This is a genomic window from Stenotrophomonas sp. AS012628 (assembly GCF_010608305.1).
GTDB classification, from domain to species: domain Bacteria; phylum Pseudomonadota; class Gammaproteobacteria; order Xanthomonadales; family Xanthomonadaceae; genus Stenotrophomonas; species Stenotrophomonas geniculata.
Map to the genome: position 1 here is coordinate 1 of NZ_VMBJ01000076.1, position 10,557 is coordinate 10,557.

Below are 10,557 nucleotides of genomic sequence, written 5' to 3' on the forward strand. Positions count from 1 at the left end.
AGCTTACATGGACGTACTTGCAGCGTCCCCTGCGCCACCCACCCGCCCGGCCAAGCGCGGCTTCTGCTTTTGCTTCTGCCTTCAGCGACCAACCAGCCAGCCACGAGGGGCTGCGCCGTTGGCTGGAACAACCTGTTACCCATACAGGGCATGTGCCCGTCACAGCTGCATGCGATGCTGATCACCTGATCCCTGCCAGCGAGAACGCCCGCATGACCACCATCATCGCCCCGCGCGTGCACGACATCGGCGGCCTCGAAGTCCGTCGCGCCGTCCCCACCCTGCAGGCGCGCAGCATCGGCTCGTTCGTGTTCGTCGACCAGATGGGCCCGGCACTCATGCACCCCGGCACCGCCATCGACGTGCGCCCGCATCCACATATCGGCCTGGCCACCGTGACCTACCTGTGGTCGGGCGCGATCGGCCACCGCGACACGCTGGGGTCGGACCAGGTGATCCGTCCCGGTGACGTCAACTGGATGACCGCCGGCCGCGGCATCGCCCATTCCGAGCGCACGCCACAACCGGACCGCGACCATGACAACCCGATCCATGGCATGCAGACCTGGGTGGCGTTGCCGAAGTCGCATGAGGAAATCGAACCGGCCTTCTACCACCATGCCGCGGCCACCCTCCCCGAGCAGCGCCGCAATGGTGCCTGGCTGCGGGTGATCGCCGGGCGCGCCTATGGCGAGGAATCGCCGGTGAAGGTGTTCGCCGACACCCTCAACGTAGCGATCGACCTCGACCCGGATGCGGAGATCGATATCGACAATGGCCACCGCGAGCGCGCGTTGTACATCCTCGAAGGCGACGCGCAATTGGACGGCGTGGACATCCCCGCCCAGCACCTGGTGATTCCCGAAGCCGGTGCGATAGGTCGCCTGCGCGCGAAGACGCCGGTGAAGGCGATGCTGTTCGGTGGCGAGCCGCTGGATGGCCCGCGTCACCTGTGGTGGAACTTCGTGTCCAGCTCGAAGGAGCGCATCGAGCAGGCCAAGCACGACTGGGAGGCCGGTCGCTTCGGCACCATCCCGGGCGACGACAAGGAGTTCATCCCGCTGCCGCAGTACTGAACATCGCGTGTTGCACACATCCGAAGGTGTATCCCTGCACCCGGCGTTGACACTACAGTCACCCGCTGATCACTGAAATGTGACATAAATCACACTTTCAACCGTCAAAGGAGTGCAACACATGAGCATGGGTAAACGCTTGTCCGCCGAGTTCCTCGGCACGTTCTGGCTGGTTCTGGGTGGCTGTGGCAGCGCGGTGCTGGCCGCCAAGTTCGGTGGTGACGGCAATCCGCTGGGTATCGGTTTCCTTGGCGTGGCGCTCGCCTTCGGCCTGACCGTGGTGACCGGCGCCTATGCGTTCGGCCACATCTCCGGCGCGCACTTCAACCCGGCAGTCAGCGTCGGGCTGTGGGCTGGCGGCCGCTTCCCGACCAAGGACCTGGTGCCGTACATCATCGCCCAGGTCGCCGGCGGCCTGCTGGCCGGCTTCATCCTGCTGCAGATCGCCTCCGGCGCCAGTGGCTTCGCCATTGATGGCAGCCAGGCCGGTGCGTTCGCCAGCAACGGCTATGGCGCGCTGTCGCCCGGCGGCTACAGCGTTGCGGCCGCCTTCCTGTGCGAGGTGGTACTGACGGCGGTGTTCCTGATCGTGATCATGGGCGCCACCCATGGCAAGGCGCCTGCCGGCTTCGCGCCGCTGGCGATCGGCCTGTCGCTGACCCTGATCCACCTGATCAGCATCCCGGTCACCAACACCTCGGTGAACCCAGCCCGCTCCACGGCGGTGGCCTTCTTCGCCGGCAGCGGCGCGGTCAGCCAGTTGTGGCTGTTCTGGGTCGCTCCGCTGCTGGGCGGCGCGATCGGCGGCATCATTTACAAGTGGATCGGCAACGACCGCTGAGGCCTGCGAACCATTGCGGCCGACCTACGGCCGCAATGGTTACGCTTGTAACCGCAATTTGTGCGATTGCTCACGTTCCGTTAAGGTTGAGTTGACCGTCCGTGCACATGCCGGCCGGGGTGGCATCCGGGGATGGGATGCCAAGGCTGCCGGTCCATCCGGCGGAGCCAACGACACACCACCTTGGGGGATGCATGAAGTTCGCGCCTGTAGTGTTGTCGAGCCTGCTGTTCGCTGCGGCCCAGGCCGCTGCGCAGGCTCCCACCGAATGTCCTTCATTGCCGGCCAGCAGTGGCCTGCAGTGGCAACAGCAGGCACAGGCCGATTTCCTGGTCTGCCGCGCCAGCACCGGGGACGGCCGCGAGGTACTGAGCCTGATGCTCAGTGCGCGCGATCCCAACCTTCCATTGAACCGCTCGCTGCGCCAGGAAAAGGGCAGCTTCGGCGGTGAGTCGCTGTACTGGTACCAGCCCGATCTGGGAGGCCAGCAGCCGCCCGGCTATGCCGAGCGCCGCATCAGTGTGGTCAAGCTCGACAAAGGGCGTTACGCGCAGATTTCGCTGTATCCGGACAGCGCCCAGGAACTGGGCTCGCTGCAGCAGCTGGCGCAGGGCATGAGCCTGACCCCGTCGGCCGTGGCCGCGGGGCGCTGAAGGTGACGGGGATGACTGCCTGGCAGCATCCCCGCAATGCGACCCGATCCGACGGTAGTGCCGGCCGCTGGCCGGCAAACGCTTCGTTCCCGATCAGAAGAGGTTGCCGGCCAGCGGCCGGCACTCCCTCAGAACTTGCCTTCCTGGAAATCAACGAAGGCCTGCATCAGTTCCTGCCGTGTGTTCATCACGAACGGCCCGTGGCGCATCACCGGTTCGCGCAGCGGACGGCCGGCCACCAGGATCAGCCGCGCGCCTTCGCTGCCGGCCGAAAGGTGCAGCTGCTCACCGCCGCCCAGCACCGCCAGCTCCTGGCGTGCCACGTCACGCGCGGCGTCCTGCTCCCCCACGGTCACGCCACCTTCGAACACGTATGCAAAGGCGTTGTGCCCTTCCGGCAACGCATAGGTCCAGGCGCGATCCGGGGCCAGCGTGATGTCCAGGTACAGCGGATCGGTGGCCGGCTGCACGATCGGGCCCTGCGTGCCATCCACGCTGCCGGCAATCACCTTCACGTCCACGCCCGGCTCCGGGTGCACCACGGGAATGCGCTCGGGCGCGAATTCCTGGTACTTCGGATCCGTCATCTTCTCCTTCGCCGGCAGGTTCACCCACAGCTGGAACCCGCGCATCTGCCCGCTCTCCTGCTCGGGCATCTCCGAATGCACCAGGCCACGGCCAGCGGTCATCCACTGCACGCTGCCCGGGGTCAGCAGGCCTTCGTTGCCGTGGTTGTCGCGATGCCGCATGCGCCCGTCGAGCATGTAGGTGACGGTTTCGAAGCCGCGGTGCGGATGCTCCGGAAACCCGGCGATGTAGTCCTCGGCACGATCGGTACCGAACTCATCGAGCAGCAGGAACGGATCCAGGTCGGGCAGCGTGGGGCCACCGATGACGCGGGTCAGGCGCACGCCAGCACCGTCGGAGGTGGGCATGCCACGGATGGTCCGCAGCACGCGGACCGGTTCGGGAAAGCTCATGGCGACTCCTGTTGGATGGATGCCACTGAAGATGGACGCCACACGGCCGCACGCCAATGGACGGCGCCGCAACCGATTGTTCCATCCCTGATGTTCGCTGCACGTCAGCACAACAAACGTACGACCAAAGTACTACCGCCGATTCGTCCTGCGCCAATTGACCCTGTCGAGGGCACGCGGGACTCTTTGTCTGTCTTTCCGGGAGAGAGCACCTCATGAAAGGGTTTTCCAAACTGGGCTGGGCGGTACTCGCCCTGCTCGGCGCATTCTGTCTGGGCACCGTGGCCCTGCGCCGCGGCGAACACATCAACGCACTGTGGATCGTGGTGGCAGCGGTTTCGCTGTACCTGGTCGCCTACCGCTTCTACAGCCTGTTCATCGCCAACAAGGTGATGCAGCTGGATCCGACCCGGGCCACCCCGGCGGTGATCAACAACGATGGCCTGGACTACGTGCCGACCAACAAGCACGTGCTGTTCGGCCATCACTTTGCCGCCATCGCCGGTGCCGGCCCGCTGGTCGGCCCGGTACTGGCCGCGCAGATGGGCTACCTGCCCGGCCTGTTGTGGCTGGTGGTGGGCGTGGTGCTGGCCGGCGCGGTGCAGGACTTCATGGTCCTGTTCCTGTCCAGCCGCCGCAACGGCCGTTCGCTGGGCGACCTGGTAAGAGAAGAGATGGGCCAGGTGCCCGGCACCATCGCGCTGTTCGGCGCGTTCCTGATCATGATCATCATCCTGGCGGTGCTGGCGATGGTGGTGGTCAAGGCGCTGGCCGAAAGCCCGTGGGGCATGTTCACGGTGATCGCGACGATGCCCATCGCGATCCTGATGGGCGTGTACATGCGCTACATCCGCCCCGGCAAGATCGGCGAGATCTCGGTGGTTGGCCTGATCCTGCTGCTGGCTGCGATCTGGTACGGCGGCAAGGTCGCCGCCGATCCGGTCTGGGGCCCGGCGTTCACCTTCACCGGCACCCAGATCACCTGGATGCTGATCGGTTACGGCTTCGTCGCCTCGGTACTGCCGGTGTGGCTGCTGCTGGCCCCGCGTGATTACCTGTCGACCTTCCTCAAGATCGGCACCATCATCGCGCTGGCCATCGGCATCCTGGTGGTGATGCCGGAACTGAAGATGCCGGCACTGACCCAGTTCGCCGCCAGCGGTGATGGCCCGGTGTGGAAGGGCGGCATGTTCCCGTTCCTGTTCATCACCATCGCCTGCGGTGCGGTCTCCGGTTTCCATGCCCTGATCTCCTCTGGCACCACGCCGAAACTGCTGGCAAATGAGGCGCACATGCGCTACATCGGCTACGGCGGCATGCTGATGGAATCGTTCGTAGCGGTGATGGCACTGGTGGCCGCATCGATCATCGACCCGGGCATCTACTTCGCGATGAACAGCCCGGCCGCGGTGATCGGCGCCGATGCTGCGTCGGCGGCGCACTACATCACCAACACCTGGGGCTTCACCATCACGCCGGAGCAGCTGACCGCGACCGCGGCGGCGATTGGCGAGCCGACCATCCTGCATCGTGCAGGTGGCGCGCCGACACTGGCGGTAGGCATCGCGCAGATCCTGCACCAGGCCATCCCCAGCAGCAGCGACGCAATGATGGCCTTCTGGTACCACTTCGCGATCCTGTTCGAGGCGTTGTTCATCCTGACCGCGGTGGACGCCGGCACCCGCGCCGGACGCTTCATGCTGCAGGACCTGCTGGGCAACTTCGTGCCGGCCCTGAAGAAAACCGAGTCGTGGACCGCCAACATCATCGGTACCGCCGGCTGCGTGGCGCTGTGGGGCTACCTGCTCTACACCGGCGTGGTCGATCCGTTCGGTGGCATCCAGACGCTGTGGCCGCTGTTCGGTATCTCCAACCAGATGCTGGCCGGTATCGCGCTGATGCTGGGCACGGTGGTGCTGTTCAAGATGAAGCGTGACCGCTATGCGTGGGTGACAGCGGTGCCGGCCATCTGGCTGCTGATCTGCACCACCTACGCCGGCTTCATCAAGATCTTCGACAGCAACCCGGCACAGGGCTTCCTGGCACAGGCACACAAGTTCCAGGCCGCGCTCGCCAGCGACACCATCACCGCACCGGCCAAGTCGGTGGCGCAGATGAAGCAGATCGTGGTCAATGCCTACGTCAACACCGGCCTGACCGCGCTGTTCCTGCTGGTGGTGGGCGCGGTGCTGGTGTATTCGATCAAGACCATCCTGGCGGCCCGCCGCAATCCGCAGCGCAGCGACCGCGAGACCCCGTACGTGGCGCTGAAGCCGCATGAAATGGTGGATCTGTGATGAGCACGCAACTGGTTCCCGCCGGCCAGTACCAGGCCCACCGCCGCATCTGGCGGCGCCTGGTGCAGACCGCACGGCTGTGCTGTGGCATTCCTGATTACGACAACTACGTCCGGCACATGCTGGAAAAGCATCCGGACCAGGAGCCGATGGACTACAAGACGTTCTTCCGCGAGCGCCAGGAAGCGCGTTACGGCGGTCGCAACGGTGGCCGCTGCTGTTGAGGTTTGGGTGCCGGGCTTGCAGCCCGGTGCCCGCAGAGGCCGGAGCAACTGCAACTGCAACTGCAACTGCTGGAGCGTCGGCTATGGCTTTCTGTGGGTTTGGCGGGGCGGCGTGGGTTTGCAGGACACGCCGTAAACCCGTCCCTGGGGGCTCGATGGCGCCATCCATGGCGCCAACGGTCCTGCAAGCCCACCCCGCCCCGCCTTTGACAGATTTCCGGGGACCGTGCGAAACATCTGGGGTCGGGTTCGTTTTCGTTGGAAAACGGAGCCGCCCCCTTCTTTGTTCATGGATACCGATGGAATTGATTCACGCATGGCGTGGATCCAGCAGATCGCGGAAAACTGTCGGAGGCGGGGTGGGTCCGGTTGAGGGGGCGTGAGCGCCATGGATGGCGCGACCGAGGCTACATGGACGTATTCACGCCGTCCCCCTCAACCGGACCCACCCCGTCATCACACGGAATGCCGCTCTGGCTTTTGATGTTGAGGTTGCCGGCCAGCGGCCGGCACTACCGCGGGTGCCGGGCGCCGCCCGGCTGGCCTCCTCAGCCGGTCGCCATCCACTTCAGGATCAGGCCAGTGACATAGGCCAGTCCGGTGCCGGTTGCATAACCGACCGTGCCCAGCAGCACGCCCACCGGGGCCAGCGTCGGATGGAACGCCGCTGCCACCACCGGCGCCGACGCCGCAGCGCCGATGTTGCCCTGCGAGCCAATGGCGAAGAAGAACAGCGGCGCGCGCAGCAGCTTGGCCACGACCCACAGCACCAGCACATGCGTGGCCATCCAGATGGCACCGAGCAGGAACAGCCACGGCCGATCCAACAGCGACAGCAGGTTCATCTGCATGCCGATGCAGGCGATCAGGAAGTACAGGAACACCGTGCCCAGCCGCGACGCACCGGCCGCTTCCAGCCTGCGCGCACGGGTGAAGCTCAGGCCCAGGCCCATCGCGGTGGACAGCAGGATCACCCACACGAACTGGCTGTCCAGGCTGAACTGGCTGGCCCAGCTGACGTTGGCCTTGAACCAGCCGGACAGCGGCGCGGCGATCGCATGCGCCAGACCAACGCCGCCCAGTGCCACGCCAACGATCACCATCAGGTCGGTCATGCTGGGAATGCGCGCGTTCTGCGCCTCGTAGGCACTGATGCGCGCCTTCATCTCGTCGATGGCACGGGTATCGGCGCCGTTGCGGGTGTCGATCTGCTGTGCGCGGTTGGCCAGGAACAACAGGATCGCCATCCACAGGCTGGCGCAGGCCACGTCGACCACGGCGAACTGGCCGAAGGTGGTGGCATCGGTGCCGAATACTTCGCGCATGGCGACCATGTTGGCGCCGCCGCCGATCCAGCTGCCGGCCAATGCGGCCATGCCGGCCCAGGTATCACCGGCCACGGTTTCCGGGTGGATCAGCTTCATCAGCTGGAACGAGACGATGGCGCCCAGCATGATGCCGGCAGTGCCGGCGCAGAACACGATCAGCAGTTTCGGGCCGAGCTTGATGACCCCTTTCAGGTCGATCGACAGGGTCAGCAGCACCAGCGCAGCCGGCAGCAGCACGTCACGCGCGACCGGGTTGTACAGCGAGGTGTTGTGGCCATCGATGACACCGGCGGTGTTGTAGATGGCGGGGATGAAGTAGCACAGCAGCAGCGCCGGCACCCAGGCGAAGATCTTCTTCAGCAGCGGGGTCGGGCCACTGGCGGCCCAGAAGATCAGGGCCAGGGTAGCGGCAATCAGGCCCAGTCCAACGATGTCGTTGCTGATCAGGGCAGTAGCGGGTTCGGTCGGCATGGGATCCTCTGTCGATCGAAAGAGCGGAGAAAAAAAAGCGCCGCATAAAGCGGCGCAGGTCGAGATTAACATTGTCTTCACGCCGGGTCATGCTGCAGTGCCGACCACACCTCCACCCCCTCAGGGAGCCTACTCATGCAGCTTGGCGCCTTTTCGGTCAGTCTCTCGGTGAAGGATCTCGCGGCCTCCCGTGCCTTCTACGAAGCCCTGGGCTTCTCGGTCACCGGCGGCGATCCAGCACAGAACTGGCTGGTGCTGCGCAGCAACGGCACCGTGATCGGCCTGTTCCAGGGCATGTTCGAGGGCAACCTGCTGACCTTCAACCCCGGCTGGGACCAGCACAAGCAGGAACTGACCCACTTCCAGGATGTGCGCGAGCTGCAGGCGGAGCTGGATGCCAGGGGCATCGCGCTGGCAGTCCGCACCGATCCCGATGGCCAGGGGACCGGCTACCTGCAGCTGGCCGATCCCGACGGCAACGTGATCCTGATCGACCAGCACGTGGCGCGGCCGAACGGGCGTTGACGCGGACAGCCATCGCGTGGGTAGGCGTCGACCTTGGTCGACGGGCAGCATGCCAACCAGGGTTGGCATCTACCAGGACGGCCGGATCAGCCCGGTCGCGAGGCACTGAAATCGAGCGTGACACGCGTGCCACGCGGCTCGCACGGCTGCAGCTGCAGGGTCCAGCCCAGGTGCTCGCAGAGCCGCGCGATCAGGTCCAGGCCGATGCCGCCACCACGATCGGCGCGCTCGCCACGGGCCATCCGCGCGTGGATGGCCGCGATCTCCTCCGGGCTCATGCCATGTCCGGGGTCCTGCAGGGTCAACACCGCCGACGAACTCAGCCGCAATTCGATGTGGCCACGGCCACTGTTCTCGATGGCGTTGCGCAGCAGGTTGCCGATCGCCGCCTGCACCACCGCCAGCGGCGCGACGATGTCCACCGGCGCAGCCTGGATGCCGATGCTCAGGTCCTTGTCGCCCAACAGATGGCGATGGTCGTCGACGATCTCCGGCAGCAGCTGGTCCAGCGCGATGCGCTCGGCACGCGCCGCCAGTCGTGCCGGATCACGCGCCAGCACCAGCAGCAGTTCGATCAACTGCTCCACGCTCTGCGCAGTGCGCAGTACCCGCTGCATCTGCTGGCGCGCACGCTCGGGCAGGCCCGGTTGCTCCAGCGCCAGTTCGGCGGCACCGGTCATCACCGCGATCGGCGTGCGCAGTTCATGGCTGGCGGTGCTGATGAACACCCGCTCGCGTTCGACGAACTGTTCGTTGCGGTCCAGGTAATCGTTCAGTGCACCGGCAATCGTGTGCAGCTCGGAGCTGCCACGCGGGTCGACCTCTATGCGCTGCCCCTGCGCACCGGGCCGCAGATCGGCGATGCGCTGCGCCAGCAGGCTCAACGGTCGCACCATCCGCTCCATGCCGAAGGACGCCATCAGCACGGTGACGAAGATCATGATCACGCCCGCCAGCATCACCCAGCGCGTGGCGAACTGCTCCAGATCGTGGAAGTCGGAGATATCCAGCGCCAGCGCGACCCGCCCCATCGATTCGGTCTCGCGCACCATCACCGCCGTCTCGCGGCCCTTCACCATCACCCCGTCATGCAGCCCGGGATGCAGGGTACGCAGGCTGTCGGGCAGGTTGACCGCGTCGAAGCGGTAGAGGCTGAGCGTGTCCGAATCCTGCCAGCGGTAATGCGGCTCGTGTTCGACATGTTCGACGATGCTGTCCAGTTCGGAATTGAGCAGCGCGCGCCAGGCAGCGTGCTCGGCATGCTCATGCACGTAATTGCCGACGCTGAACACCGCCAGCGAAAGCAGCGCCAGGTAGCCCAGCAACCACCACAGCACGCGCCGGTACAGCGGCCCGGGCTTACGCGCCTTCATCAGTATCCTTGCCAGCGTCGCTGCCGGTGGTCACGGCCAGCCGATAACCCACCCGCGGCAGGGTGTGGATCAGCTTCTCGGCAAACGGGCCGTCAACGCTGCGACGCAACTCGTAGACATGCGAGCGCAGCAGGTCACCATCCGGCGGCTCGTCGCCCCACAGGGCGAACTCCAGCTGCTGTCGTGTCACCGCACCCGGGCTGGCCCGCATCAGCACTTCCAGCAGTTTGCGGCAGGCCGGGTACAGGTGCAGCACCTGGCCCTCACGCTGGGCCTCCAGCGTCGCCAGATCCAGCACCAGGTCGCCCACCTGCAGGCGCTTGCGCGGGTTGCGGCCCTGCGCACGCAGCAGCAGCGCTTCCAGCCGCACCTCCAGCTCGGGCAGCGCGAACGGCTTGGTCAGGTAGTCGTCGGCACCGGCGCGGAAGCCGGCGATCTTGTCCGGCAGTTCATCACGCGCGGTCAACATGATCACCGGCACCTCGGACGCGTGCTCGGCGCGCAGCCGGCGCAGCACTTCCGGCCCCTCCATGCGCGGCAGCATCCAGTCCAGGATCACCGCATCGTAGGGGTGGCTGCCGGCCAGGTGCAGGCCGGTGATGCCATCCGGAGCCACGTCCAGCACATGCCCGCGCGACTCGAAATAGTCGAACAGGTTGGCCACCAGCTGGCGGTTGTCCTCGATCACCAACAGACGCATGCACGAAACATCCACGGAAGTTCGTACCATGGTAGCGCCGCCCATGTCGGAATGCGGTCGTCCCGCCCCCTTCTGACGCTTTTCCCAGC

The 10,557-nt window shown here is 65.8% G+C and carries 10 protein-coding genes; 6 read left to right on the plus strand and 4 right to left on the minus strand.

The genetic code is table 11. From position 1 onward, the window contains the following. The first annotated feature begins 212 nt into the window (after positions 1–212). The 3 genes from G5A07_RS20555 (at position 213) to G5A07_RS20565 (ending at position 2,570) form a co-directional block, all read left to right on the plus strand. Entirely contained in the window at positions 213–1,076 is an 864-nt protein-coding gene (locus tag G5A07_RS20555; protein WP_029550874.1) for a pirin family protein, read from the plus strand. A gap of 121 nt (positions 1,077–1,197) precedes the next feature. Then, positions 1,198–1,917, plus strand: coding sequence for an aquaporin Z (gene aqpZ, locus G5A07_RS20560; protein WP_019338641.1), 720 nt, complete (start codon positions 1,198–1,200; stop codon positions 1,915–1,917). Between the two features lie 194 nt (positions 1,918–2,111). Beyond that, positions 2,112–2,570: a hypothetical protein gene (locus tag G5A07_RS20565; protein WP_010482811.1), complete on the plus strand. Its 459-nt coding sequence runs from the start codon at positions 2,112–2,114 to the stop codon at positions 2,568–2,570. A gap of 128 nt (positions 2,571–2,698) precedes the next feature. Here the strand turns inward: G5A07_RS20565 and G5A07_RS20570 are convergent, their stop codons facing one another. Beyond that, positions 2,699–3,550 carry a pirin family protein gene (locus G5A07_RS20570; RefSeq protein ID WP_049481948.1) on the minus strand — a complete coding sequence of 284 codons (852 nt, stop codon included), beginning with the start codon at positions 3,548–3,550 and terminating at the stop codon, positions 2,699–2,701. 215 nt (positions 3,551–3,765) lie between these two features. On the opposite strand from G5A07_RS20570, the gene G5A07_RS20575 reads away from it, so the two are divergent. Both G5A07_RS20575 and G5A07_RS20580 read left to right on the plus strand, forming a co-directional pair. After that, complete coding sequence (locus G5A07_RS20575; RefSeq protein WP_049435295.1) at positions 3,766–5,847, plus strand: carbon starvation CstA family protein; 2,082 nt, start codon at positions 3,766–3,768, stop codon at positions 5,845–5,847. Beyond that, positions 5,847–6,071, plus strand: coding sequence for a CstA-like transporter-associated (seleno)protein (locus G5A07_RS20580; protein WP_005410613.1), 225 nt, complete (start codon positions 5,847–5,849; stop codon positions 6,069–6,071). The genes G5A07_RS20575 and G5A07_RS20580 overlap by 1 nt, the downstream gene beginning before the upstream one ends. 548 nt (positions 6,072–6,619) lie before the next feature. Here the strand turns inward: G5A07_RS20580 and G5A07_RS20585 are convergent. After that, positions 6,620–7,870 carry a DUF819 family protein gene (locus G5A07_RS20585; RefSeq protein ID WP_191863929.1) on the minus strand — a complete coding sequence of 417 codons (1,251 nt, stop codon included), beginning with the start codon at positions 7,868–7,870 and terminating at the stop codon, positions 6,620–6,622. A 135-nt stretch (positions 7,871–8,005) separates the two neighbouring features. On the opposite strand from G5A07_RS20585, the gene G5A07_RS20590 reads away from it, so the two are divergent. Next, positions 8,006–8,395 carry a VOC family protein gene (locus G5A07_RS20590; protein WP_010482807.1) on the plus strand — a complete coding sequence of 130 codons (390 nt, stop codon included), beginning with the start codon at positions 8,006–8,008 and terminating at the stop codon, positions 8,393–8,395. Positions 8,396–8,481: 86 nt separating this feature from the next. Here the strand turns inward: G5A07_RS20590 and G5A07_RS20595 are convergent, their stop codons facing one another. Then, on the minus strand, positions 8,482–9,768 hold the full coding sequence (locus G5A07_RS20595) for a HAMP domain-containing sensor histidine kinase (RefSeq protein WP_049435291.1): 1,287 nt from the start codon (positions 9,766–9,768) through the stop codon (positions 8,482–8,484). Continuing rightward, positions 9,755–10,468: a response regulator transcription factor gene (locus G5A07_RS20600; RefSeq protein WP_049435290.1), complete on the minus strand. Its 714-nt coding sequence runs from the start codon at positions 10,466–10,468 to the stop codon at positions 9,755–9,757. Before G5A07_RS20600 ends, G5A07_RS20595 begins: the two co-directional genes overlap by 14 nt. Positions 10,469–10,557: the final 89 nt, after the last annotated feature.